General features: G+C 39.1%; 20 protein-coding genes. 14 read left to right on the top strand and 6 right to left on the bottom strand.

The window, feature by feature from the left end; genetic code table 11:
• The first annotated feature begins 69 nt into the window (after window positions 1-69).
• The 3 genes from CAP51_RS14840 to CAP51_RS14830 all read left to right on the top strand — a co-directional run bounded on the left by CAP51_RS14840 (window position 70) and on the right by CAP51_RS14830 (window position 3,955).
• Window positions 70-999 carry a LysR family transcriptional regulator gene (locus tag CAP51_RS14840; RefSeq protein WP_087621538.1) on the top strand — a complete coding sequence of 310 codons (930 nt, stop codon included), beginning with the start codon at window positions 70-72 and terminating at the stop codon, window positions 997-999.
• A gap of 305 nt (window positions 1,000-1,304) precedes the next feature.
• A complete protein-coding gene (locus tag CAP51_RS14835; RefSeq protein ID WP_087621537.1) occupies window positions 1,305-2,378 on the top strand; it encodes a Gfo/Idh/MocA family protein in 1,074 nt (357 codons plus the stop codon).
• 164 nt (window positions 2,379-2,542) lie between these two features.
• Complete coding sequence (locus CAP51_RS14830) at window positions 2,543-3,955, top strand: sugar porter family MFS transporter (RefSeq protein WP_087621536.1); 1,413 nt, start codon at window positions 2,543-2,545, stop codon at window positions 3,953-3,955.
• Window positions 3,956-4,528: 573 nt separating this feature from the next.
• On the opposite strand, the gene CAP51_RS14825 is transcribed toward CAP51_RS14830, so the two are convergent.
• From CAP51_RS14825 to iolG, 3 genes are all read right to left on the bottom strand, one after another.
• On the bottom strand, window positions 4,529-5,392 hold the full coding sequence (locus tag CAP51_RS14825) for a sugar phosphate isomerase/epimerase family protein (RefSeq protein WP_087621535.1): 864 nt from the start codon (window positions 5,390-5,392) through the stop codon (window positions 4,529-4,531).
• Between the two features lie 30 nt (window positions 5,393-5,422).
• Window positions 5,423-6,700 (bottom strand): MFS transporter, encoded by a 1,278-nt coding sequence (locus CAP51_RS14820; RefSeq protein WP_087621534.1) that lies wholly within the window; start codon window positions 6,698-6,700, stop codon window positions 5,423-5,425.
• 95 nt (window positions 6,701-6,795) lie between these two features.
• Window positions 6,796-7,842, bottom strand: coding sequence for an inositol 2-dehydrogenase (gene iolG / locus CAP51_RS14815; protein ID WP_087621533.1), 1,047 nt, complete (start codon window positions 7,840-7,842; stop codon window positions 6,796-6,798).
• 459 nt (window positions 7,843-8,301) lie between these two features.
• Between iolG and chvE the strand changes: the two genes are divergently transcribed.
• The 3 genes from chvE (at window position 8,302) to mmsB (ending at window position 12,203) form a co-directional block, all read left to right on the top strand.
• The gene (chvE, locus tag CAP51_RS14810; RefSeq protein ID WP_087621532.1) at window positions 8,302-9,366 is read left to right on the top strand and encodes a multiple monosaccharide ABC transporter substrate-binding protein; all 1,065 of its coding nucleotides are present in this window, start codon (window positions 8,302-8,304) and stop codon (window positions 9,364-9,366) included.
• A 100-nt stretch (window positions 9,367-9,466) separates the two neighbouring features.
• Window positions 9,467-10,996, top strand: coding sequence for a multiple monosaccharide ABC transporter ATP-binding protein (gene mmsA, locus CAP51_RS14805; RefSeq protein ID WP_087621531.1), 1,530 nt, complete (start codon window positions 9,467-9,469; stop codon window positions 10,994-10,996).
• Between the two features lies 1 nt (window position 10,997).
• Window positions 10,998-12,203, top strand: coding sequence for a multiple monosaccharide ABC transporter permease (mmsB, locus tag CAP51_RS14800; protein ID WP_171294805.1), 1,206 nt, complete (start codon window positions 10,998-11,000; stop codon window positions 12,201-12,203).
• Between the two features lie 497 nt (window positions 12,204-12,700).
• Here mmsB and trpS read toward each other — a convergent pair whose 3' ends face one another.
• Window positions 12,701-13,714 (bottom strand): tryptophan--tRNA ligase, encoded by a 1,014-nt coding sequence (gene trpS, locus CAP51_RS14795; RefSeq protein WP_087621530.1) that lies wholly within the window; start codon window positions 13,712-13,714, stop codon window positions 12,701-12,703.
• Window positions 13,715-13,872: 158 nt separating this feature from the next.
• Between trpS and CAP51_RS14790 the strand changes: the two genes are divergently transcribed.
• From CAP51_RS14790 to CAP51_RS14755, 8 genes are all read left to right on the top strand, one after another.
• Window positions 13,873-14,280 (top strand): hypothetical protein, encoded by a 408-nt coding sequence (locus CAP51_RS14790; RefSeq protein ID WP_087621529.1) that lies wholly within the window; start codon window positions 13,873-13,875, stop codon window positions 14,278-14,280.
• A 93-nt stretch (window positions 14,281-14,373) separates the two neighbouring features.
• On the top strand, window positions 14,374-15,318 hold the full coding sequence (locus CAP51_RS14785; protein WP_087621528.1) for a DUF808 domain-containing protein: 945 nt from the start codon (window positions 14,374-14,376) through the stop codon (window positions 15,316-15,318).
• A 21-nt stretch (window positions 15,319-15,339) separates the two neighbouring features.
• On the top strand, window positions 15,340-16,248 hold the full coding sequence (ypfJ, locus tag CAP51_RS14780) for a KPN_02809 family neutral zinc metallopeptidase (protein WP_087621527.1): 909 nt from the start codon (window positions 15,340-15,342) through the stop codon (window positions 16,246-16,248).
• 66 nt (window positions 16,249-16,314) lie between these two features.
• Window positions 16,315-17,049, top strand: a complete 735-nt coding sequence (locus CAP51_RS14775) for an HAD family hydrolase (protein WP_087621526.1) — start codon at window positions 16,315-16,317, stop codon at window positions 17,047-17,049.
• A 304-nt stretch (window positions 17,050-17,353) separates the two neighbouring features.
• Window positions 17,354-18,007, top strand: a complete 654-nt coding sequence (locus CAP51_RS14770; protein WP_087621525.1) for a YqiJ family protein — start codon at window positions 17,354-17,356, stop codon at window positions 18,005-18,007.
• A gap of 55 nt (window positions 18,008-18,062) precedes the next feature.
• Window positions 18,063-19,763: a flotillin family protein gene (locus CAP51_RS14765; RefSeq protein ID WP_087621524.1), complete on the top strand. Its 1,701-nt coding sequence runs from the start codon at window positions 18,063-18,065 to the stop codon at window positions 19,761-19,763.
• Between the two features lie 521 nt (window positions 19,764-20,284).
• On the top strand, window positions 20,285-22,309 hold the full coding sequence (gene ligA / locus CAP51_RS14760; protein WP_087621523.1) for an NAD-dependent DNA ligase LigA: 2,025 nt from the start codon (window positions 20,285-20,287) through the stop codon (window positions 22,307-22,309).
• Between the two features lie 10 nt (window positions 22,310-22,319).
• Window positions 22,320-22,871 (top strand): DUF2799 domain-containing protein, encoded by a 552-nt coding sequence (locus tag CAP51_RS14755; protein ID WP_171294804.1) that lies wholly within the window; start codon window positions 22,320-22,322, stop codon window positions 22,869-22,871.
• 62 nt (window positions 22,872-22,933) lie between these two features.
• Here the strand turns inward: CAP51_RS14755 and CAP51_RS14750 are convergent, their stop codons facing one another.
• The gene (locus tag CAP51_RS14750; protein WP_087621521.1) at window positions 22,934-24,544 is read right to left on the bottom strand and encodes a subtype B tannase; all 1,611 of its coding nucleotides are present in this window, start codon (window positions 24,542-24,544) and stop codon (window positions 22,934-22,936) included.
• Window positions 24,545-24,790: 246 nt separating this feature from the next.
• Window positions 24,791-25,843 (bottom strand): SDR family oxidoreductase, encoded by a 1,053-nt coding sequence (locus tag CAP51_RS14745; RefSeq protein ID WP_087621662.1) that lies wholly within the window; start codon window positions 25,841-25,843, stop codon window positions 24,791-24,793.
• Between the last annotated feature and the right edge of the window lie 345 nt (window positions 25,844-26,188).

Raw genomic sequence — 26,188 nt, 5'->3', positions numbered from 1 at the left:
TGTAATTTGAAATAAAATGTCACCAAGGAAAATCTTTATTTCATTTTAGGAATAATAGGAGAATAAACGATGGATCGATTGACCAGCATGGAGCTTTTTGTCGCAGTTGCAGAGCTTGGTACACTTAATAAGGCCGCTGAGTCATTAGAGATTTCAAATGCAGCCGCCACACGGCATATTGCTGCCCTCGAAAGTCGTTTGAATGTTCGACTGATTGAAAGAAGTACGCGACGTTTAGCACTGACTAATATTGGATTGGAATATTATAAAAAATGCAAGGATTTATTGGCTGAAATAGATCAAGCCGAGTCTTCTATCAGTTCCGCTGCTGTTGAGCCGGAAGGGACGGTGACCATTACATCATCTATTTCCTTTGCAATCATGCATCTGGCGCCCTTGATATCAAGATTTAATAAACTTTATCCTAAAATTAAAATCAATCTTGTTGGAGCAAACCGTTATTACGACATCATTGATAGTAATATTGATTTGGCAATTCGTACACGAGAGTTTGAACCTGACTCAAATATCACCATAAAAAAATTGGCCAGTACACGCAGAATTCTTGCTGCTTCATATGATTATATTAAAAAAAGAGGCAAACCTAAGGCGATTGAAGAATTAAAAGATCATGATATTTTACTTTATAGCCATGCAAATAATCCTAGAGTTTTAAACTTCACCAGAGATGAAGAAGTTTTTAATTTTACTATCGATCCGATTTTAGAAACCAATGATGGTCAGATTGTAAGAGCCGCAGCATTGAGCGGTGCAGGTATTTTAATTCAGCCACTTTATATTATTTATCAGGATATTGTTGAAGGTCGATTAATTCCAATTTTAACCGATTGGAGCCTACCTGAACTAACAATCAATATTGCATTTCAAAGTCGGCAATTTATGCCAATTAAAAATCGTTTATTTATAGATTTTCTTATTGAAGATTTTAAGTTAAATGAATATGAGCGCTACTGGAGTAGTATTCAGTCTGTAAATTAATTCAAAATATTGATATGAAATTCTGAAATTTTAGCAGGGCAAACCATTACATTTTTAGCTTGTTTGGTTTGCAGAATTACCTGTTATTGAGGCTTATTGTTGCTTTAAAACATCATTCAGGAATAAAGATGATGTACTTTTGCATTGCTTACAGTCGAATTCATATGATGATATTCACGACGTTTGGGAAAATATTATTTCATACATGAAATAATATTTTCCCAAAAAGAACTTTATCCCCATAAAAGAAAAAGTTAGTTTTAACAGCATTAAAAAATCGGAAAGTATTTTACAGGAGTTCTATCATGCCCAAAGCCAAGCTTAAAGTTGCCCTATTAGGGATTACTCATCCTCATACTTCTGGTCGAGTAAAAGCATTACAACGACGTGATGATATTGAAATTTACGGTGCAGCAGATCACAGTGAACTTTTACAGCCTTTTTGTGAGGCATTAAGTCTCACAGCATCGACGAAAGATGAAATTCTGAATAATCCTGACATTGACATCATTTTAGTCCATTCCAAAAGTTATGAAATGGCGGATCTGACGATTGCAGCGCTGGAAAAGGGCAAGGCTGTGCTTGTAGAAAAACCTGCTGGGCGTGGCGTTCAGGATACGCAACGCATTGTAGACGCTGTAGAAAAGTATAATGGTTTTGTGCAGGTTGGTTATTGTTGGCGTTTTGCACCTTCAATCAATGCAATGCAAGATTGCTTAACACACGGCAAAATCGGAAAAGTTTTACAGGTTCGTGCGCATGCTGGATGTTCTCATAATGAAGCTGAAACGGCACATATGCGGCAACCTGGAGATTTAGGTGGTGCGTTTTTTGTCATTGGTTGTCATTTATTTGACCGAGTACTTTATCATTTTGGGATGCCTAAATCGGTTAATGCCCGTATCACCAAATTCGAAAATTTCAAAGGTGATGAGTCACGGGAAGATGCTGCTGGGGCAATTCTCACTTATGATGACAAAATCGTTGTGGTTGATTTCATGTCATGGGATGTATTGCCTTGGACTGAAAGTTGGGATATGACTGCTTACGGCACAGAAGGTATTATGTCATCTCGTTCTTTGCCGGCATCATATAAACTTTATCAAACCGGTAAAGTTGATGGCACAACACAAGGCTGGACTGAGTGGCATGAAACAAGTTTCCCTGAGATTTGGGCGACTAAAAAGACAGAATATTCACCAGAAATTGCAGAAATTGGTAATCCAATTTACTTTGATCGTGAATTAAATGCTTTCCTTGATTCTTATTTAAATCAAAAGCCTTCTCAGGTACCTGCAACTCAAGCACATAATATTTCTATTTTGTTGGCAAAGTTATTTGAATCTGCTGCTCAAAATGGAACAGAAATAGCTCTTTAATCTTAACTTTTAATTATAAACCTTCACATATTTATTATGTGGAGGTTTTTTATTTTATTTAAAGATTATCGAAAAAGTGTTTTTCTTAATCTGCGGTATTCTCACCATTTTAAATTCTTCATAATGAATCCATACAGGTATGTTTGTTATGGAAAGGATATAAAATGGATCAACTTGAAAATACTATGGCGACGAATCATATTATTAATAGTGCTAAAAGTATACGTGTTGCAATGATGTATGCTTTATTAATATCTGCAATTGCTGGTTTTGCTTATGGCATGGAAGTGGGTGTGGTTTCTGGTGCATTACCCCTCATTACACAAGAGTTTCAACTTTCCTCATTAATGGAAGGATGGGTGGTTGGTTCTTTGATGTTTGGTGCAATTATTGGTGCAATTGTTGCAGCTCCTATTTCCAGATTGGTCGGTAGACGCCGAGCGCTCGTAATTTCTTCAATTGCTTTTTTAATTGGGACAGTTTTAAGTGTGTTTACCAGTACAGTCCTGCTTCTGGTCATTGGTCGTATTTTCCTCGGACTTTCTGTCGGGATTTTAACTTTTGCTGCACCGCTTTATGTGTCAGAAATATCACCAGAAAAGTTTCGTGGTCGAGCAATTTCAACATTTCAGTTTATGTTAAGTTTTGGTATTTTTGCTGCATTTTTATCGAATTGGGTACTGAACTTTCTGGACAGCTGGAGAGTGATGTTCTCTATTCTGTTTATTCCCGGAACCTTGTTGCTTATTGGTGCATTACTTGTTCCCAAGAGCCCAAGATGGTTGGTTTCTGTTGGGCGAAATGATGAGGCACTTTCAGTTTTAACAAAACTTAGAGTTTGCCCAGAGGTTGCAAAACAAGAGTTAGAGGAAATTAAAAATAATATAACCACAGAAAATAGCCATAAAGGATTTAAACTTTTCTTAAATAATAAATTCTTTAGGAAAACGGTTTTTCTGGGTATTTCATTGCAAGTGATTCAACAGCTCACAGGAATTAATATTGTTTTAATTTTTGCGCCTAAAATATTTGCTCTCGCTGGCTTTAGTGGTACATCGGCACAATTATTTTCAACAATGATTGTAGGTATTTTCTTTGTTGTGACGACATTTATTTCTATTTTTATTATTGATAAGTTTGGACGTAAGCCCATGCTATATAGCGGCTTATCGATCATTGTTTTAGGACTATTACTCTTAACATTAGGGCTTGCACAAGAAATCGCATCATTTGGTTTGGCGGGTATTATTATATTTATTATCGGTTTTGGTCTCTCTGCTGGTCCAATTGTATGGACACTCTGTGCAGAGATTCAACCTTTACAAGGTCGTGAGTTTGGTGTGAGTTGCTCTACATTTGCCAACTGGGTAATGAACTTTCTTGTCGCCACCTATTTCTTATATTTGAATGATATTTTTGGTATTGTAAATATCTTTATTGCCTTAGCTGTATTGAATTTTATATTCCTATTTTTTGTCTACTTTTTTGTGCCGGAAACTAAAAATGTTAGTTTGGAATCTTTGGAAAGAAATCTGATGAAAGGTGAGCGATTACGAAATATCGGGTATAAAAAATAAAGAGATATTTGTCCCTGAAATAGCGTAACAATACATTTTATTTGAAACCGGGTTATCTATTCGCCCGGTTTTTTGTGCATAGCTTTCTTGTTGAGTATGGTGAATGTTAGTGCTAGTGCAAGTTTCTAGATTGGTGAAAAGTAAAATACGTATTTATGTTGATTCATTTGTATATTCAGTATAGTTATATTTTATTTGAAAATTTGATCGATAAAAATAAGTTAACTTCATCAATTAATAAGATTGCATTATTGATGAGTAACATAAGCACATTAGAGCATAAAGTAAATAAATACAGAATGATTTCCTAAAATTATCGAATTCAATGATTTTTTAATATTGTTGAGGGTTAATCTGTTGAGAAAAAAGTTAAAGGCTTTACAAATTTTATATGACATTTAAATTATTATTTTATTATTAGAAGCATAACGTTAATCTTTATTAAGATATAGATTGAATTTAATGTGTTAATTTGTATATTTTAAATGAAATGAGATAAGGTTTTATAATTTAATTTTTTATGAATAAGTCCGAATCATTATATCTCTTAACAATTCGGACTTTAGTTTATTATTAGGCGACTACTGGATTAAAGGCTTGAATGGTATGGTCGTAGGCATCTTTGGCCATCTGTTCAAGTGAAAGAATACGGTGATCTTGTGAAATTAATTCAACACCATAATATGGCTGATTAAAACCAGCTTTTTTAATTTCATTTAAAAATAGAGGAATATCAAAAGATCCTTGACCACATAGTTTACGATGATGTGTAGAATCATTGAATAAGTCACCCTGAATGTCCTCTGCTGCATCATTGAGCTCAACAGATTTAATTAAATGGGCTGGAACCATACTAATTTTTTCAAAGTCGATATTGCCACGGGCAAGATGCCAGATGTCTAAACATAAGCCACCATTTGCATCACCAGTATCAACAACTTTTAAACCATCTTCCAAGGTGGCAAGACGTGAAAAAGGCATGATTTCCAAAGCAACATTGGCATTCACCTGAGCAACTTCTTTACATATTTTTGAAAATTCTCCAGCCAATTTATCTAATGAATTTGGCGAGTTTTCAAACGGTCTTGCGCCAATTTTTAGATTACACATCCCGAGTTCAGCACCCAGTTCAATCATTTTGGAACGTTCATAGTCGGATACTTTACGGCCTTCGCCATCCAGATACCAGTCTAATAGGATTTCAAGTTCAAAATATTTAATATCATTGTCTTTAAAGAGCTGGCGAATATCTGCTAGTGTATTTTTCTCCAAAGTCGCCAAAAGATCACTGAGAACCAGACCAATACCTTTCCAGCCGGCCTTGGAAGCAGCCTCTACGCGTTCCTGTAAAGAAAATGGACTAATTTCTATTGGTGCACCAGGGTAAACATTGCCTGCCAAGGTCCAATATGCTGCAAGTAAATCCGGTTTATTCATGGTATTTTCCTTAATGAAATCTAGATTGAATTAATGAGAAGCGGTTTGTTTGGGATCATAACCTGTTAAATCTTGAGTGATTGCACAGTAACAGATCAGTAGATAACAGATCACAGGTACAATAAAGGCAGTGGCCATATTCGACATATCCGAGATATAACCCATGACGAGAGGTAAGATGGCACCACCTACAAACATGGTAATCATGAGGGAGGCTGCCATTTGTGATTTTTCGCCCATACCACGAACACCCATTGCGAATACAGTTGGATAGAGGGTGGATTTAAAGAAGAACAAGCCAATCAGTACGACTACAGAGGAATAGTCATAGCCAAGTGCAATATAAGCACATCCCAAAGCACAAACGAGACTATTAAAGATTTGGAGTTTGCGTGGATCAACATATTTCATGACGATGATACCGGCAAAACGTCCCATCATGTAGAAGAACATGGCAAGTGATAAAAAGTAAGCTGCTTTGCTTGGTGTAAGGCCATGCCAATGTTCAAGTGCGAAGTTAATGAAAAATGCACCAATTCCGAAATGTGCGCCGGTATAACAGAATTTTCCAATCATACCTTTATGCAGGTTTTTGTTCTTTGAAAATGGTAAATGTTCAAAAACATTATCATTATGGGCAGTTGTAGATGTGTCAGTATGACTTTGCTCAGGGAATCTTAAGGTGAGAATATAACTGACCAAGGCAAAAATCAGCAGTGAAATGACAGCATAGGTCATCGTTGCCGGTTCAACTGTAAAACCTGAAATATGCATTACCGGGATAAAGAATACTGCACCGCCCACAATCGGACCACACATGCCACCGAGACCACCAAAAGCTTGGGTGAGGGTTAAACGACGAGCTGCGCCCGAGGGATCACCCAATTTGGATGCATATAAAAGGCATACAATTTCTAAACAGGCTAAACCTGTGGCTAATATAAAGATTGCTGTAAGAAACGCAGAGAACGTGCCAACTTGTGTAGCAGGAACGAAGCCCATACACCCCACTGCAAAGAGGGTTAAACCGACAATAATGGAGTTTCTATAGCCATATTTTTTCATTAAGAAGCCAACAGGAATGGCAGAAATAAAATAGGCACTTAAATATGCAGTTTGGATAAAAGCAGATTGACCATGAGAAATGCTAAATTTATCCTGAAAGTGTTTATTCAAGACATCCAATAGGGTATGAGAAAATGCCCAAATAAAGTTACAGGCAATGACGAAAATCACAGCTGTTTTAAATGAGATTATTTTCTTCTTAGCGATCCGGGTAGTCGCTATATCGTTTAAACTCGCATCCATTGCGGTTTCCTTTTAAGTCGTTAGCCATCCAGCAGGAACATTTTTAACATGTTCCTCGTTTCTCTATCAGAATAGAAAGGGGGGGGATTAATCTCTTATAAGAGAAATAATCCGATGTCATCTGTAAGTGATTCTTTGGGACCTTCGGGATTGACGGCAATCGCCTTGTTACTCTCGGTAGAGGCGATAGCACATACTGCTAAATAAAGGGCTTGTAAGCCATCAAACAAGTTGGTTGGAAATTCATTACCTTCGACAAGGCACGATACAAAGACATCAAATTCCTTGCGGTATGAACTGATATAGCGTTGCAAAAAGAAATTTAATAATGGTTTTTGCGCACCTGTGAAATCCAGTGTATATTTTTTAAGGGTAGTGGGGCGATGGTTTTGGGTTTTTAACAGACCTTGAGAACCTAAAACTTCAATACGCTGATCATAGCCGTAAACCGCCTCACGACAGTTATTGATGATACATTGTTTTCCAGATTGGGTTTTCAACGTGATACTGCAAGTATCATAATCATTAATGCTGGCAAGTTCTTCATCAACTAATCGACTTGCTGTAGCAAAAATTTCAATGGGTTCTTCACCGAGAATATAACGTGCAGTATCGAAATCGTGGATGGTCATATCCTTGAAGATACCACCCGAGGTTTTTAAATATTCAACGGGCTGCATGCCAGGATCACGGCTGGTAATGATGACCTGACGAATTTCTCCAATTTCGTTATTTAAAATCGCTTCCTTAATTGCGATGGTGTCCTCATCAAAGCGACGATTAAAGGCTAACATGACTTTACCATCATGACTTTGAATCTCTTTTACCGCAGTGATCGAGCGTTGGAAATCCAAATCGATAGGCTTTTCACATAAAACAGGCTTTTTACGTTTTACTGCATGTAGCATTAAATCAATATGTAAATCTGTTGCCGTTGCGATGACAATCGCATCAACATCATCCCGGTCAATCGCTTCATAATAGTCATAGCAAGCTTCACAATGCAGTTCATTGGCAAGCTTGTCTACACCTTCTTTCCATGGGTCAGCAATCAGTTTGAGTTCACATTGGGAATTTAAAAAAGCACTTTTAGAATGAATTTGGGCAATACGTCCTGCGCCTAAAATAGCAACTTTTAACATTTCTTACGTCCTTTTAGAAAATAGGTAATCATGCAAATATCCTTGTTGATGATTAGGGTATACAAGCGGATTTTGAAAAAAAACAGCTATTTTTAAAAACACTTTTTCATTTTTGAAATTAACAATGTTTGCGGCTTTAACATTTTTATTGCCAAAAGACAAATTTTTATTTTTTCAGATATTGCAAAAGACATTTTCTATTTTGACATTTTTTTCCAATTTTGATGCTCCTATACTCCAAGTCAATGAAATAAGAATCATACCCAGTAATTGATTATTGGATAAATACCGATGAACGGACAAATACGACAGGAACGTTGTAAAAAGAAAGGAGAACGGCATTAAAAGTCCGCTCGGGCACGCGAGACAATCAATTTTTGTAGCAGTCATATCTATTTTGAATGGAGTTCAAAAGTATCTAGATATGCGAATTACGCTTAAAGCTAAAGGAAATTTACAATGAAAATGTATAGAACGCTAACCACATCTGTCGCTGCGATTGTCTTGGCAGCATTTGCAAACTGTAGTTATGCCGCAGGCGAGCTTATAGGTATTGCCTTGCCGACGAAAACAGAAGCGCGCTGGATCATGGATGGTAATAATATCGTTACTAACTTAAAAGCCAAGGGCTATAAGACCGATTTACAATATTCAACCTATGATGTGCCAACACAAATTTCTCAGATTGAAAACATGATCACCGCCGGTGTTAAAGTACTGATTGTGAGTCCGGTGGATGGGACAACCGTATCGAATGTATTGCGTAAGGCCAAGCAAAGAGGCATTACAGTAATTTCATATGACAAATTGATTATGAAAACTAAAGATGTTGATTATTATGCAACTTTTGATAATTTTCATGTGGGTGTACTTCAGGGCACTTCTATCGTAAAAAAACTGGGACTAGATGCGGGTAAAGGTCCATTTAATATTGAACTTTTTGCGGGGTCTCTTGATGATAATAATGCCCATATGTTCAATGCAGGTGCGATGTCGGTTCTGAATCCATATATTGCAAACGGCAAACTTGTGGTACGCAGTAAGCAAACCGCACTTGCCAAAGTAGCAACCTTACGTTGGGAAGGTGCTACAGCACAGGCACGTATGGATAATCTGCTGAGTGCTTTTTATGGTAGTGCTCGTTTGAATGCTGTTTTAGCCCCGAACGATAATCTTGCAACGGGTATTATTTCCTCTCTCAAAGGCGTAGGTTATGGCAGACCGAATCAACCCATGCCGGTAATCACAGGTCAGGATGCGCAGATTGCCAATATCAAAGCCATTATCCGTGGAGATCAGACATCTACTGTCTTTAAAGATACACGTTTATTGGCTAAAGCCGCAGCTGAAATGGTCGATGCGATTATTAAAAATAAACCTGTTCCTGTAAATGATACTAAATCTTATAACAATGGCTCCAAGATCGTCGCCACATATTTAGTCAAACCAGTTCTAGTCGATAAAAGTAACTGGAATGCGGTACTTGTAACATCTGGGTATTATAAAGCAACTCAACTGAAATAAGTGACTTGGTCATCATTGACCAAAGGTTCTTCACAAAGCAATCACGGCGCTTAAGATGGATAAATGCTGGTCAGAGCACTGATCAGCAGAGGGTTACTGTATGGAAACAATACTTGAAATGCGTGGCATTCAAAAGTGTTTTGGACATGTTCAGGCACTAAGCCATGTCGACATGGTGGTCAAAACGGGAGAAATCCACGCAATTTGTGGTGAAAATGGTGCTGGTAAATCGACATTAATGAAAGTTTTGAGTGGAGTTTACCCCCATGGTTCTTTTGAGGGGCAAATTTTATATCAGGGTCAAGAGCAAAAATTTTCTAATATTCATGACAGTGAACAAAAGGGAATAATCATTATTCATCAGGAGCTTGCTCTTGTACCAATGCTATCTATTACCGAAAATATATTTCTTGGAAATGAACAATCCAGAGCAGGGGTGATTGACTGGAATAGTTCTTATAAGAAAACCAAACAAGTTCTTGCCAAGGTTGGTTTATCTGACTCGCCTGATACTTTAATCGCCGATCTTGGTGTAGGTAAACAACAACTGGTTGAAATTGCAAAAGCATTATCAAAAGAAGTCAAACTGTTGATTCTGGATGAACCAACAGCCAGTTTGAATGACAATGATAGCGACCGCTTGCTCACGCTGTTATTAGAGCTGAAGTCGCAAGGTGTTACATCAATCATTATCTCGCATAAGCTTAATGAAATATCCAGAGTTGCCGATAGTATTACGATTATACGTGATGGTGCTTCCGTCGATTATTTGAATTGTCGAGAAGAAGAAGTCAGTGAAGACCGGATTATTAAAGCGATGGTTGGTCGTGCAATGGAAGACCGTTATCCGAAACGTACCCCAAAGATTGGCGAAGTTTTATTTGAAGTTAAAGATTGGCAAGTCGATCATCCCAATCATGCGACACGTGAAGTCATCAAAGGCATCAATATTTACGCGGCCAAGGGTGAAATTGTTGGAATTGCCGGGCTTATGGGTTCAGGCCGAACTGAGCTGGCAATGAGTATTTTTGGTAAATCCTATGGCAAAAATATCCGTGGCACTGTTTCCATTCATAACCAGATCGTCGATGTATCAACTGTCCGAAAGGCAATTCATAGTGGTTTGGCCTATGTCACTGAGGATAGAAAAGGTTATGGGTTATTACTTGATGAAAGTATTAAAAAAAATACCTCTTTAGCCAATTTGGCAGGTATTTCCAAGCATTCGGTAGTGAATGAACATCAAGAGAGCAATATTGCAAAAGAATTTCGCAATAAGCTGCGAATTAGAAGTGCGGATGTAGAGCAACATACGGGTAATTTGTCAGGTGGCAATCAGCAGAAAGTTGTGATTAGCAAATGGTTATTTACTGCACCGGATGTTCTCATTCTGGATGAACCTACACGTGGTGTTGATGTGGGTGCAAAGTACGAAATTTATACGATCATTGATCAGGTAGCACAAGAGGGTAAATGTATTGTCATGATCTCTTCGGAGATGCCAGAGCTACTCGGGATGTGTGATCGGATCTACGTCATGAATGAAGGAAAGATTGTTGGGGAGTTTCTGGCAAAAGATGCCAGTCAGGAAGCCATTATGCGATCTATTATGAAAAATGGAGGGAACTAAAATGAGCAATATGGACATTTCCAATCCTGCGAGTCGCTCTAGAAGCAAAAAATTTAACTCAAATCTACTGGCACATGGACTACGAGAATATGGACTGTTATGTGCCCTTATTCTTATTGTGGCTTTTTTTCAGGTTGCTACAAATAATGTTTTATTACAACCGTTAAACCTGACAAATTTAATATTACAAAATGGTTATATTGTCATTATGGCACTTGGTATGCTGATGGTGATTGTATGTGGACAAATTGACCTTTCTGTTGGTTCTGTGGTTGGATTTACCGGGGCTTTGGCTGCCACTTTAATGGTGACCCATGAGATGTCTTTCATCCCAGCCATGATTTTATGTATTCTTGCTGGCGCTGTAATAGGTGCGATTCAAGGATATTGGGTAGCATATTGGGCAGTGCCATCATTTATTGTGACTTTGGCAGGGATGTTGGTGTTTAGGGGATTAACACTGATTTCTCTTGATGGGCAATCGGTTGGACCATTTGAAGATGGTTTCACCATTATTAGTACAGGGTTTATTCCTGATTTCTTTGGTATTGAAGGCTTACATTTGACTTCACTTTTATTAGGTATTGTCGTCAGTGTGGCTTTTTTTGTGATCGAATTACGTCAGCGTAAACAAGCAGTACTGCATGGTATTGATAATAGTTCAAAGGTGTTTTTTATATTAAAGAACTTGATACTGAGTGCTATTATTATCGTGTTCTCTTATTTGTTAGCATCTTCTCGTGGTATGCCAACTGTATTGATTATTATGGGTATTTTGGTTGCCTTCTATACCTTTATCATGAATAGGACAACGATAGGCCGCCGTATTTATGCAGTTGGTGGTAATGCAAAAGCAGCCAAGCTCTCAGGGATCAATACCGAACGTGTTATTTTCTTTTCCTTTGTGAATATGGGTATTTTGGCTGCATTTGCCGGACTGCTGTTTGCTGCTCGTTTGAATAGTGCCACACCATCTGGTGGTTACGGTTTTGAATTAGATGTAATTGCTGCATGTTTTATTGGCGGTGCTTCTGCATCCGGTGGTGTAGGCAAAGTTTTTGCTGTAGTGATTGGTGCATTTATCATGGGGGTAATGAACAATGGCATGTCGATCTTGGGGATTGGTGTTGATTATCAGCAAGTAATTAAAGGATTGGTATTACTTGGTGCAGTATTGATCGACGTATATACTAAAAATAAGAGTTAAGTTTATGGCCTTTGAGGTGGTGTTACTATCTCAAAGGCTTTATTCATTAGTTAAATTTTCTATTAAAAAAGCAATAAATTGTTGACCGAATCATCATTGTACAGTCTCTATTCTTGTTTTGAATCGCATTATACGTAGAGCATTCGTTTTGGCTAAGTTAGGCTTTGTTCATTTCTAGGATTTGTTGCTGTTGTTATAAATAAATTTTGGCTTAATTGCGACGTGTATATTTGTTCTGTCAATGCGTTTAAACATATGTGATGCAAAGAAAGAAACCCGATCCTTAGAATTCAGCATAAAAAAAACGCAATGATTGGGGTGATCATTGCGCCATAATAACTTGCTTGGGGTATAAATTAAGTCTTTGCTTAACTTGTTAAAAGCATTATGTGGTATGACTTAAAATATTACTTTGGTAAACACGTAATCGAATGTTAAAACAGGTAATTATTGTGATTAAACTACCTGTTCTGTTACGTAATTAACGCATTGCAACATTAAAACCGAAACAACCCTAAACCTGCTTTCACTTCATCCAGTGTTTGCTGGGTAATCTGGCGGCATTTATCGGTACCATCACGTAGGACATCCATGACATAGGTCGGATCTTGGGCCAGTTCATTGCGACGTTCACGAATAGGTTCGATCAATTCTTTCAGTACTGCTTCTAGACGTTTTTTCACTGTACCATCACCCAAGCCACCACGACGATAATGGGCTTTTAATTCTGCAACTTCTTCTTTATTCGGATCAAATGCATCCAGATAGGTAAATACCACATTGCCTTCAACCTGACCCGGATCTTCGATGCGTAAATGGTTGGGATCGGTATACATGGCATTGACTGCTTTTTTGATGTCTTTATCTGTTGCATTTAACACAATGGTATTGCCTAAAGATTTGGACATTTTAGCTTTGCCATCAAAGCCGGGTAAGCGCCCAACATTCGATAACAGTGCCTGACATTCAGGCAAAATGTTTTGACCAATCTGACGATTAACACGGCGCACCACTTCATTGGTTTGCTCAATCATCGGAATCTGGTCTTCGCCGACAGGAACGATGGTGGCTTTAAAGGCAGTGATGTCTGCGGCTTGGGAAACCGGATAACAAAGGAATCCGGCAGGAATATCCCGTTCAAAACCACGCATTTGAATTTCGGATTTGATGGTTGGGTTACGTTCCAGACGGGCAACCGTGACAAAATTCATATAGTAGCTGGTCAGCTCAAACAGGGCTGGTAAGCAGGACTGAATACAAATGGTGGTTTTATTGGGATCAATTCCGACTGCGAGATAATCCAGTGCAACCTCGATAATATTACGTTGTACTTTTTCGGGATTATCGGCATTGTCGGTCAATGCCTGTGTATCTGCCAGTAATAAATATTGTTGATGTGAATCCTGTAATCCGACACGAGTACGTAATGAACCTGCAAAGTGTCCCAGGTGTAATTGTCCGGTTGGACGATCTCCCGTTAAAATGATTGGACGTTCTACAGCTTGATTCATGACGACTCCCGTTTTCGATATATAATAAATATGTTGGCATTGTAATTAGAGTTGACTAGAAAGCCTAGTTATTCTTACGCAACAAAAGTAAAAATGGCAAAAATTATGGATTGGGTTACACTTTAGAGGGAGCCAATGGTCAAAATAAGGATAGAATAATGAAAAGAATCATACTAACTGTCGTATTACTATCGCTAGCTGGTATTGCCTTAAGTGCACCTGTGACTTATAAATCGGTTTATAACGAACCGAAAAAAACAGCTGCCCAACCTTATTATGCCGTACCTGATGATCGGTATCCCAATCAGGTACCAATCTATTCTTATCCGCCCAGACACCCTTTGCCTTCACAGCGGCCTCAAGTTGCTGTAGTTACACCGAATGTTCAGGTCTATATTGCTCCTCAATCGCAGTATCATTATCAGAGTAGTGAGGAAGTTTATTTACCTTATGGTGGAACCTATAAAAAAACCACAGAATATTTGCCACAATATCCACTCTATACTGCACCACCTCCACCACGGAATGCCGTGATCATTCATCAGGGGCGTTATGATGCAGATTAACATACCAAAAGAATGTATTTATTGACAAAAAAGCTATCTGCTGCCTCATTTTTGAAATTACAATAACGACAAATACAATCAGGATATAAGATTATGGCAAGTAGTTTATTGCTGTTGTTGGATGATATTGCAACGGTGCTGGATGACATTGCCGTGATGAGTAAAATGGCTGCCAAAAAAACCGCAGGGGTATTGGGCGATGATCTGGCGCTTAATGCACAACAGGTCAGTGGTGTCCGAGCCGAACGTGAATTGCCAATTGTCTGGAGTGTCGCAAAAGGCTCATTTGTGAATAAGTTGATTCTGGTGCCATTGGCTTTATTTATTAGCTGGATTGCACCCGCTTTAATTAATCCTTTACTGGTGATCGGTGGATTGTTTTTGTGTTATGAAGGCATGGAAAAAATTATTCATACTATCCAGCATAAAAAGAATCCACAGGCAAAGCAGGATGTCCAAGTCGCGCAGCAACAACTGGTCCATGATGAAGCCTCATTAAAGCAATTTGAAAAAGAAAAAGTAAAAGGTGCCGTGCGTACAGATTTTATTTTATCTGCTGAAATTGTCGTGATTACCTTGGGAACCCTTTCGATTACAGCGCCTTTTCTGACCAAACTCAGTGTATTGTCCTTGATTGCAATTATTATGACGATCGGGGTTTATGGGCTGGTGGCATTGATTGTTAAAATTGATGATATCGGTCTTTATCTGAATGAAACCAAACAGGGTATGCAGGCGGCTTTTGGTCGTGGGTTGTTAGGCTTTGCGCCAATTTTGATGAAAACTCTGTCAATTGTCGGCACGATTGCCATGTTTTTGGTTGGTGGTGGTATTATTAGTCACGCTGTACCTTTTTTACATCATATGACAGAAGATGCAGTGGATTATTCCGAGCATTTGCCAGCGGTAGGAAGTATTGTTGGGGCATTTACGCCTACGCTGATTAATTTTGCCATTGGGGCAATTGCGGGATTAATTGTTGTAATCGTTGTTGGTTTGTTGACAAAAGTTTTTTCTAAAAAACAACAATCACATTAACTGTGTAGATAAGGTGTCGGTATGCGCTGGAAAGGTCGTCGGGAAAGTAACAATATTGAGGATCGTCGCGGTGGTGGCGGTGCAAAAGTCGGTGGTGGCATTAGTATCATTGGACTGGTGGTCGCTTTTGTGGCCTGGAAATTCTTTGGTGTCGATCCACAACAGGCTTATCAGGCCACGCAGCAAGTGACACAGCAGACCAGCAGTCAATCACAGACAGCCCCTGAAAATGAAACTGCGGAACAACAGGAAGCCAGACAATTTGTGGCAACTATTTTAGCCGATACTGAAGATACTTGGGCGGATATCTTTAAGCAACATGGCGAAACATATGTAAATCCCGGTTTGGTTTTATACAATAATGCAACGCCTACAGGTTGTGGCACAGGACAATCTGCCATGGGGCCGTTTTATTGCCCGGCAGATCAGAAAGTATATATCGACACTTCATTTTTTAAAGAAATGCGTAGCCAGATGGGGATTACTGGCGATAAGAATAGTTCGGAGCTTTCCCGTAACGATCAGGCTGGGGATTTTGCTTTGGCTTATGTGATTGCACATGAAGTGGGCCATCATGTACAAACCTTATTGGGTATTTCTCAACAGGTCAATCAGGCACGTGCCAGTGCTAGTCAGGCACAGGGCAATCAACTTTCTGTGCGTCAGGAATTACAGGCCGATTGTTTTGCCGGACTCTGGGCGAATCATAACCAGCAACGTACCCAGTTCTTAGAACAGGGTGATATTGCCGAAGCCATGGATGCCGCAGAGAAAATTGGCGATGATTATTTGCAACGTAAAGCACGAGGTGCAGTTGTACCAGACAGCTTTACCCACGGGACCAGTGCACAGCGCCAGCGTTGGTTTGAGCGTGGCTATCAGTCGGGCGATATCAATCAGTGTGATACCTTTAGCGCTCAACAGCTTTAATCAATTTTTTACGATGGGCAACAGATTGTAAAATATCTCTTTGACCGGATACACTGAGCCAAAACAATGCTTAAACACCAGTTACGTGCCATATTATTTGATCTGGATAATACCTTGACTCATCGGGGGAAAAGTATCCGGCGCTTTAGTGAATATTTTTCTCAGGTTTATCAGACCGACTTGGTACAGATTGATATTGATGTGATCGAAAAAATTATTCATCGTATAGATCAAGGCGGTTATCCCGACGTTGAGTTATTAACCCATAAAACCATTGGTCATTCGGTTGCGTATGCTTTAATTCAGGAATTGCATTGGCAACGAAAACCGGATTTAGATGAGTTGGCTGAATTGTGGTTTACTCAATTTGGCTTGTGTGCGGTATTAATGGCTGGTGCAGAGCAGGTCTTACAACAATTAAAATCACAGGGTTTTAAACTGGCAATTGTTTCTAATGGCGGTCATGCCACACGGCTTAAAATTATCGAAGGTTTAGGCATACAACATTATTTTGATATGATTGTTAGTTCGGAATCTGTTGGCATTAAAAAACCATCACCTGAAATTTTTCAATATGTTGCAAATAATTTACAGGTTTTACCGCAACAATGCCTGTTTATTGGTGATCATCCGGTGAATGATATTTTTGGTGCCCGTCGGGCAGGCATGCACGCATTGATGCTGGAAGGATTTCATGATCAGGAAGATGATCAAGTGGTTTTGATCCAATCCCTCGATGAAATTTTACAGCATATTGAATTTAACGCTGCCTATGGGTATGACCAAGGTGATCGTGAGTAATATTAAAAAAATCCATTCATTTTTTAACGATAAAAATAATTAAAATGATCATTTTCCTATTATAAAAGGCGCCTTATTCTTCCTCCAAAGCCACTGCTTGTTATGGTTTTCCCGATTAAACTTGCATTGGCTTTATATTGCCAAATCAATTCTAAATCCCAACAAAGCCTAGTTATTGAGAATGATTTGTGTTATAAAATAACTTAAAATAAATCATTAATGTTGTTTTTAGAATTTTGATTTTATTACATTTATTTATAACAATTTAATGAATACTATAGTTCATTTATAAAGAGGGCCTCTGATGTGGGAATTCATTACACAACCTGCAAATCTCTGGTTTTCCGTTGCCTTAACCATCATGCTGATGTTAGGCATTCTTGAAATTATTAATTTATTTGTGGGCGGTATTAGCGACTGGCTAGATCAACTTTTACCTGAAAGTCTGGCTGATCATGCCATACCCGACATTCATCTTGATGCCACCTCCACTGGTGCTTTTGTACAGTTTTTGACTTGGCTCTATATTGGTCGTGTACCAGTATTGATGTGGCTGGTGGTGTTTTTAGCCTCATATGGTGTTGCTGGGCTTATTTTACAGCATATTTGGCTGGTGATTTTTAACCAATATTTAGTGGCATGGTTGGCTGGTATCGTGGTATTTTTTCTGGTGTTGCCGATCGTACGTTATGTCTCGATGGGACTTTATCGCATCTTACCGAAAGATTTTACCACTGCCATTTATAGTGACGAATTGATCGGTTCTGTCGCGCAAATCGTGATTGGTGAAGCACGTCAGGGTTATCCTGCACAGGCCAAACTAAAAGACCAGTTTGGACAAACACATTATATTATGGTCGAACCGGATCAGGATCAGGTGCTTAAACAGGGCCATGAAATTTTATTGGTATCGAAACACAACACAATTTTTAAAGCAATCTTAAAGGATCAGGTTTAATCCGGTATAAGGATTGCAAAATTTTAACAACAATGTTGAATTGGGATTATAGCAAATGATTGAAATATTGATTTTGGCTGGTGCGATATTACTTGGACTGATTATTCTTGGGGTGATTCTGGCACGACTATATCGTCGTTCGAGTAAGGAAGTATCTTTTGTTCGTACAGGTTTTGGCGGCGAAAAAGTGATTTTAAACGGGGGGGCATTGGTTCTGCCGATTTTGCATGAAATTATTCCTGTTAATATGAATACTTTGCGTCTGGAAGTACGCCGTGCTGCCGATCAGGCATTGATTACCCGTGATCGTATGCGGGTTGATGTGATGGCAGAATTCTATGTGCGGGTGAAACCGACCGCAGAATCTATTGCGACCGCAGCACAGACATTGGGGCAAAAAACCATGTCACCACAGGAATTAAAAGATCTGGTCGAAGGGAAATTTGTCGATTCTTTACGTGCTGTTGCTGCGGAAATGGCAATGGAAGAATTACACGAAAAACGGGTGGATTTTGTACAAAAAGTTCAACAAGTGGTGTCTGAAGATTTATCCAAAAATGGTCTGGAATTGGAAACAGTATCTCTCACCGGTTTGGATCAAACTAGTTTCAAATTTTTTAATCCACAAAATGCGTTTGATGCCGAAGGTTTAACTAAACTGACTGAAACCATCGAAGATCGTCGTAAAAAACGTAATGACATCGAGCAGGATGCCGATCTTGCCATTCGTGCTAAAAACCTTGAAGCAGAACAAGCACGTTTGCAAATTTCTCGTGAAGAAGAATATGCAAAAATGCAGCAAGAACGTGAAGTGGCGATTCGTAAAGCCGAACAAATGGCAGAAATCGCTTCACAGGAATCAGCTAAAAAACGTGAGGCAGAGGAAGCCCGCATTGCTGCTGAACGTGAGGTCGAGTTAAGACGCATTGCCGCAGCCCGTGATGTGGAAAATGAAAATATTCAAAAATCACAGGCAATTGAACGTGCGACGGTAGAGCAGAAAAAAACCATTGAATTGGCTGAGCAGGACCGTGCCATTGCCATTGCGGAAAAGTCCCGTGCCGAATCGGAAGCCAAAGCTCAGGCAGATAAAGCCCGTGCCGAAGCCGTTAAAGCCGAAGAAGAAGTGATTACTGTACGGGAAACACAACGGGCAGAACGACAAAAAGCGGTTGAACTGGTAGCAGCGAAACAATCTGCGGAAAAAGATGCGATTGCGATTACTGTGGCTGCCGATGCCGGTAAAAAAGCAGCAGCCGATGAAGCCGAAGCAGTGCGTATTGCTGCCGAAGCCGAAGCAGAAAAAGTACGCTTAAACGCCAAAGGTGAAGCTGATGCCAAAGTCTTGTTAGCACAAGCATTGGAGAAACAATATCAGGTAGATGCCGAAGGGACACGGGCAGTCAATGAAGCAGCCAATGTCTTGTCTGCCGAACAGGTGGAAATGCAGGTACGTCTGGCATTGCTCAAACATTTACCTGACATTATTCGTGAAAGTGTTAAACCGATGGAAAATATTGATGACATCAAAATTTTACAGGTCAATGGTTTAAATGGTTTTGCCGGAACGACAGCATCGGCTGAAAATAGTGAAATTGGCAATAACAATGCATCATTATCCGATCAGGTGGTAAATAGTGCGTTGCGTTATCGTTCTCAAGCCCCGTTAATTGATAGTTTAATGAATGAACTGGGTTTACAGGGTGGTGATATTAATGGTTTGACTCAAGGGTTAAAGCCAAAAGCTGATAAATAACCGGTAAAATAAGAAGCCTCGTCGTGAGGCTTTTTTTTAAATATTTATTTAAGATAGAGATCTGAATATGACCGTTGCTCCTCCTTTTGGTTTAATTGCATTGATATCAATAGGATTCCTTTTTATATATATTCTTTATTTAGTGTGTATTTGCAGAGTTATTAAGAGTTTAATTAATAAATATCTGAATGTCGAAATTAATATCTCAAATAAAAATATTATTTTTTCTATCGTTGGAGGATTTGGATTTTATGTAATATTTTCATTGTTTTTAGGTTATTTTGAGAAGCATTCAGTAAAATTGTATTTTATATTTTTATTTATTTCTATAAATATAATAATTTTTAGACATATACAATCTTCGATTTCTATCAAAAGTAAGTTGAGTATTTCATTCTTATTTGCATTGATAGTCACTTTGATCCATCTCATTACGGTTAATTTAATTTTTATGATGTAAATTAATTTTTTATGAACAATATGTTTAAATACGCATAACTAAAAACTGGATTGTTGGATTGATGAAGCAAGAACACGTCGTGGCGCAAATGCGTCAACTCATTCAAATCTTGGCCAAACATAACCATGCTTACTATGTCATGGACAATCCGAGCATTAGTGATGCCGAATATGATCAATTGTTTCATCAGCTTAAACATTTAGAAGAACAATATCCAGAATGGGTTCAGAGTGATTCGCCGACACAAAAAGTAGGTGGTGAAGCACTGACAAAATTTACCACGGTGATTCATACTGTACCGATGTTATCGCTAGGTAATGTATTTAATTTTCAGGAACTGGAAGCATTTGATAAGCGGGTGCAAGAACGTTTACCCAATCAAAAAGTACAATATGATGTTGAATTAAAATTGGACGGTTTGGCGATTTCTTTACTGTATGAACATGGGGTTTTGGTGCGAGGCGTGACTCGTGGTGATGGTGAAACGGGTGAAGATATTACCCAGAATGTCAAAACCATTCGTAACCTGCCTTTACATTTATTTGGTGCAGGTGTGGCAGTACCGGAATTACTGGAAGTACGTGGCGAAGTATTAATGCCCAAATCAGGTTTTGAAAAACTCAACCGACTTGCCGAGGAAAAAGGTGAAAAAACTTTTGCTAATCCAAGAAATGCCGCAGCAGGTAGTCTACGTCAGCTTGATCCGAAAATTGCAGCCAGTCGACCACTGGCATTCTATGCCTATGGCATTGCCCAATGTCAGCCACATCATGGTTTAAATTCCATGTCAGAAAGTTTGCATTGGTTGACTCGCCTTGGTTTTGAAATTGCCGAACGACAATGGCTAGTGGATAGCATTGAAGAAGTGGAGCAATGTTATCAGGACATCATGCAAGAACGTGCCAGTTTATCGGTTGAAATTGATGGTATGGTGATCAAGGTTGATAGTTTACAACAACAAAAACAACTGGGTTTTTTAAGTCGCGAACCACGCTGGGCAACTGCCTATAAATTCCCTGCACAGGCTGCCTTAACCATTGTGGAAAATATTGAATGGCAAGTGGGGCGTACCGGTATTGTTACGCCTGTAGCACGTTTAAAACCGGTATTTGTCGGTGGGGTAACGGTGTCCAATGTAACTTTGCATAATATCGGTGAAATTCATCGTCTGGACGTGCGTATTGGGGATACTGTCAGTGTTTATCGTACTGGTGACGTCATTCCAAAAGTTGAAAAAGTCTGGCCGGAATTTCGTCCCGAACACAGTGCAATGGTGCAATTACCTGCAACCTGTCCGGTCTGTGATTCGCCTGTGGTTATGCCGGAAGGGGAAGCGTTGGCGCGTTGTTCCGGTGGCTTATATTGTTCGGCACAACGTATTGAGGCGATTCGGCATTTTGTTGCACGTAAGGCAATGGATATTGAAGGTCTGGGTGATCGCTGGGTAGAATCATTATTACATCTGAATTTATTGGGAAATGTGGCTGATATTTACCAGTTACATCAGCATCAGGCACAGCTTTTGACCATTGAAAAAATGGGTGAAAAATCGGTGCAGAATTTACTTAATGCCATTGAGCAGAGTAAGGAAACCCAATTACACCGTTTTATTTATGCTTTGGGGATTCGCGGGGTAGGTGAAACCACAGCAAAAATGCTGGCCAATACATTTCAATCACTAGACGCATTAATGGCTGCCGATCTGGAACAATTAAAGAAAACACCAGATGTCGGTGACATTACTGCCGAATGGATTTATGACTTTTTTCACGCCGAACATAATCTGGAAGTCATCCAACGCTTGAGGGAAGCTGGGATTCACTGGGAAGCACCGCAGGCACCGACCCGTCAACCGTTAAATGGTGAAAGCTGGGTGGTAACCGGTACACTGGCAAGTATGGGGCGTGATGAAGCGACGCAACGTTTACAGGCTTTAGGGGCTCGTGTCAGCGGTAGTGTGTCTTCCAAAACCAAATGTGTGGTGGCTGGAGAAAAAGCAGGTAGTAAACTCGACAAAGCAGAAAAACTGGGTATAACCGTAATGAATGAAGATCAATTTTTACAATTTATCGCACAATATCAATAGGGGAACATATATGAAAAAAACTATATTGCTTTTGATCAGTCCATTGCTTTTATCGGCCTGTCAGACCATGACGGCCAGTGAGTGTCAAACAGCCAATTGGGCAGCGTTGGGTTCACAGGATGCCTTAAAAGGATATACGAGTCGTGCTGAATCACGTCAAGACAGTTGTAGCAAACAAGGGGTGAATATTTCTGCTACAAAAATTCAGCAATATCAGCAAGCATATGCCCAAAGTATTCAACAATATTGTCAGCCAGAAAATATTTTTAATTTATCTTTAACGGGTAGTGGCAGTATTAGTGCCTGTCCTGAGCCGAATTATACCAAGGTAAAACCCTATCATCAGGTGGCTTCCAATTATTATCAAACCCAGCAAAGTATCAAATATACCAAACAGGATATTGATCGTCTGGATGATCAATTGATTAAAGAAGACGATAAAGCCAAAAAAGAAAAACTGATGCAGGATCGTATTTCCAAATCTCGTGAGCTGGAAAGATACTATGATGAATTGAAACAGGCACAAGTTCAGCTGGAAGCACTGAAAAATAGTTTTCGTTAATGTATTGTCACGTTATAAATGATCAGAGGACAAATATTTTATCCTCTGATGATCAATCATTATTATTTTTTAGAAGTTTGTTGGCTAATCTGATCCATCCAGCTAAATAATTCGGTTAAGTCGTAATCTCCACTGTGTGGTTTATCCCATGCCAGAGCAAAATCTACGTCATAACCTTTATTTTCCAGTAGCGTCGCCAAAATTACCGGTATAGCAAGTGATGTATCACTGTCTTTACTGCCATGACGGATACGCCAATGACTGGCTGTATTGGATTGTGCCAGACCAATATAAGGATTAGGATTCATTAGTTTTACTATTTGGGCATCTGCCTGGGTCGCATTGGCAGCATTATTATGTGTTTGTGCAAAATCAGTAAAATGCTGTTTATCAATTTTTTCTGTACCAAACAACTGATTTTCACCTGTACTTAAATCTCTACCATCAAATGCACCCGGTGTTTTCATACGTCCCAGATAATGCAGATATTGATCGAAATCAAGATCAACGACTTTACCATCCTTAACTGTTAACCAGCTAAAAACGGATAGATCGGTACCTTGAGCCAGTGCTTTTTGGGCAGAATTAATTACAAATTGTTTGACGTAATTTTTGAAGCTACCTTCACCCTGTGTATCTAGTTGTAATAATTGCTGATGTGTATCATGTAGTTTTAGACCATTGAGATAAGCAGGAAAAGTCTGTGCCAAGAGCTGTGAATATTGAATCTGGTCGGAAGTAAGTGTGCCATCGCTTGTTTGACGTTGGACATTATAGTCCAGCATGGACATTTTAATATTTTTATAGGTATTGATTCCTTTAAATTGCCATTCATAGGCACTGTCGGCATGATCCAGATTACTGATTGGACAATAGGCCGATACTGCAAAAATGGCATTTGATGCAGGTGCTGCACCCAATGCTGTGAGATATGGACGATATTCCGGATGATCTCCGGTAGCACCCAGTAACGCAGATAATGCACCACCTGCACTGGTTCCATTTGAAATGATTTTATTGGCATCGCCCGGCATACGGGCATCATTAAAATGTAAATAACTGACCGCTGCCTTAAGATCTACAATGGCAGCGGGCGCCTTACCTGTATAGATGCCCTGAGCATTTTGTGTAGTACGTCCACGAGCGCCTGCCGAAGCGACGATATAACCTCGTGATAATGCGGTTGCAACACTATTTGTCTGTGAACCTGATCTATTTGTTTGTGTATTGGTCTGGCCTGCTGTGTTGTCGCGAGAGGACATTGGTGGCATGCCACCGCCCATTCCACCACGGCCATTGAGTGTTGCAGGTTTGCCAGGCATATAGCCACCGACCTGATTAGGAAAAAAGATCGGTGCAGTTGCCGCATTATATGCCCCGATACTTTTATCATGAAAATAATCTTCGGGAATATAAATGTTCATGATTTGATAATCGGTATCTACAGGGTTTGCAACATACACAATATTTTCATAAGCACGGACAGCAATCTTTTTTCCATCAACTTCAACAGACTGGACACTATAATTTTGTGGATTAAAATCAAGAGAGTATTTGCTTACAGTAGAGGAAGATAGATTAGAACTTTGCTGGAGTGAAGTGGTATTACAGCCAGTGAATAAACCGCTACCCAGTAAACTGAGCATCAAGAGGGATTTTTTTGCGTGCGTCATTCTATGCCCCGATAAAAACGTTAAAAGAATAGATCAAGTTTTGTTAATCATAATTTAACTTACAAAATAAAAATGTAGGCAAAGTATTGTTAAATTCCTTGAATGATGAAGAGAATGTGCAGGTTATCCGTTTGACCATTATTTGTTTGAGGATTTTTATCGATAGAATAAAGTTTAAAATAAATGTTGAAACGATACAGCGAGCGCCAAGGCATCGCTGTATTTGTATTGGAAAGGGAAAAAGAATTAGCGTTTTTTCACAATACCATCATCAATTAATTGCTGAAAATGCTCAATCACACTTTGATGAATATCACGATACTGAATCCCTAACTCATCGATACTACGTTTGTTATTAAAATAAATAGGATAGCCCATATTCAGTTTGACAAATTGCCGAGTTAATCCAAACAAAGGCGCAACCAAGGTAAATAATGCTTTAGGTACTTCAAAACGTGGAAACGGATAGCGACCACCAAAATGAGATTTTAAGATTTTCCCCATTTCTAACAGGCTTAATGTACCACCGCTGATGATATAACGGCCACGGGCATCCGGTGTAAATGCGGCGGCAATATGGGCATCGGCCACATCTCGAACATCAACAATACCATTCCACATTGGCGGTACACCTGCCAGTGTCGTGCCATCACCAAACTGCTGTAAAACCTCAACACTACCTGATTGTGTATTGGCAGTTAAAGAGGGTCCCATCACCAGTGCAGGGTTAATACAAACCAGATTCCATCGACTTTGTTCTGATTGCATTTTCCAGGCTTCACGTTCAGCTGCAACTTTGGAATAAGGATAAGGCTGGTGGTCTTTATTGCTCGTGTTATTCCAGTCATTTTCATCAAAACAATGATTGGTTTTGCCTAAAATTTCGATGGCATCACCATAAGTTGCCGCAATACTTGAGGTTAATACAACTCGCTTGACGCTTTCTGTCCGGTTTGCCGATTCCAGAACATTTTTGGTCCCCTGAATTGCCGGCTCAATAATATCTTTTACCGCATCTTTATAATTGCTCACCACAAAAGGCGAAGCAGTATGAATGACAATTTCACAGCCGTGCATGGCTGCATCAAAATCTTGTGGCTGTAGTAAATTGGCCTTAAAAAAATGAATAGCACCTGAAGATCGCGCAGCAATATCAATTAAGTGTTCAATACTTTTTCTATTTTCGGGATTACGCACTGTGGCATGGATGGTATAGCCCTGATTTAACAGATTGGCAATGATCCATCCTGCGACATAGCCTGTTGCACCTGTGACCAGAATAGGCTTGGATTGATCCACAATTGTCATATTTGAATTTCCTTTTTAATCGAGAAAGCAACAAGAAATAATACAAACTAAAATATTGATCATGGTTTCTATTGTGCGTAGGAAACTGTCGTCTGACAAGGAATATTGAATTTGAGATGCTAATATTTGTAAATAGTGCTAAAGCCGAGGAAAGGATTGAAAAAATTCGCTCTTCAGAACGCATATTATTGAATATAAATTCAACAGCTTAACGAAAAGATAGTATTTAAATACAACATGGAGATAAAGTGTAAATGCGTTTGTTTCTCATTTTTAATTATTATAAATCAAACATTTAAATACATTTTTGGCTTTTAAATTATCATCGAATAGTGC

Source organism: Acinetobacter populi, assembly GCF_002174125.1.
Taxonomy (GTDB): Bacteria; Pseudomonadota; Gammaproteobacteria; order Pseudomonadales; family Moraxellaceae; genus Acinetobacter; species Acinetobacter populi.
The sequence above is the reverse complement of the archived record's forward strand: the minus strand, read 5'-3'. Positions and strand labels throughout refer to the sequence as shown.

Bases quoted from the DNA above. Each gene is read 5' to 3' on its own strand.
- CAP51_RS14820 (WP_087621534.1), bottom strand. From the start codon at position 6,700: ATGGATGCGAGTTTAAACGATATAGCGACTACCCGGATCGCTAAGAAG.
- CAP51_RS14825 (WP_087621535.1), bottom strand. From the start codon at position 5,392: ATGAATAAACCGGATTTACTTGCAGCATATTGGACCTTGGCAGGCAAT.
- CAP51_RS14775 (WP_087621526.1), top strand. From the start codon at position 16,315: ATGCTTAAACACCAGTTACGTGCCATATTATTTGATCTGGATAATACC.
- mmsB (WP_171294805.1), top strand. From the start codon at position 10,998: ATGAGCAATATGGACATTTCCAATCCTGCGAGTCGCTCTAGAAGCAAA.
- CAP51_RS14835 (WP_087621537.1), top strand. From the start codon at position 1,305: ATGCCCAAAGCCAAGCTTAAAGTTGCCCTATTAGGGATTACTCATCCT.
- CAP51_RS14750 (WP_087621521.1), bottom strand. From the start codon at position 24,544: ATGACGCACGCAAAAAAATCCCTCTTGATGCTCAGTTTACTGGGTAGC.
- CAP51_RS14840 (WP_087621538.1), top strand. From the start codon at position 70: ATGGATCGATTGACCAGCATGGAGCTTTTTGTCGCAGTTGCAGAGCTT.
- CAP51_RS14790 (WP_087621529.1), top strand. From the start codon at position 13,873: ATGAAAAGAATCATACTAACTGTCGTATTACTATCGCTAGCTGGTATT.
- CAP51_RS14755 (WP_171294804.1), top strand. From the start codon at position 22,320: ATGAAAAAAACTATATTGCTTTTGATCAGTCCATTGCTTTTATCGGCC.
- trpS (WP_087621530.1), bottom strand. From the start codon at position 13,714: ATGAATCAAGCTGTAGAACGTCCAATCATTTTAACGGGAGATCGTCCA.
- CAP51_RS14830 (WP_087621536.1), top strand. From the start codon at position 2,543: ATGGATCAACTTGAAAATACTATGGCGACGAATCATATTATTAATAGT.
- CAP51_RS14765 (WP_087621524.1), top strand. From the start codon at position 18,063: ATGATTGAAATATTGATTTTGGCTGGTGCGATATTACTTGGACTGATT.
- ligA (WP_087621523.1), top strand. From the start codon at position 20,285: ATGAAGCAAGAACACGTCGTGGCGCAAATGCGTCAACTCATTCAAATC.
- CAP51_RS14770 (WP_087621525.1), top strand. From the start codon at position 17,354: ATGTGGGAATTCATTACACAACCTGCAAATCTCTGGTTTTCCGTTGCC.
- CAP51_RS14785 (WP_087621528.1), top strand. From the start codon at position 14,374: ATGGCAAGTAGTTTATTGCTGTTGTTGGATGATATTGCAACGGTGCTG.
- mmsA (WP_087621531.1), top strand. From the start codon at position 9,467: ATGGAAACAATACTTGAAATGCGTGGCATTCAAAAGTGTTTTGGACAT.
- chvE (WP_087621532.1), top strand. From the start codon at position 8,302: ATGAAAATGTATAGAACGCTAACCACATCTGTCGCTGCGATTGTCTTG.
- iolG (WP_087621533.1), bottom strand. From the start codon at position 7,842: ATGTTAAAAGTTGCTATTTTAGGCGCAGGACGTATTGCCCAAATTCAT.
- ypfJ (WP_087621527.1), top strand. From the start codon at position 15,340: ATGCGCTGGAAAGGTCGTCGGGAAAGTAACAATATTGAGGATCGTCGC.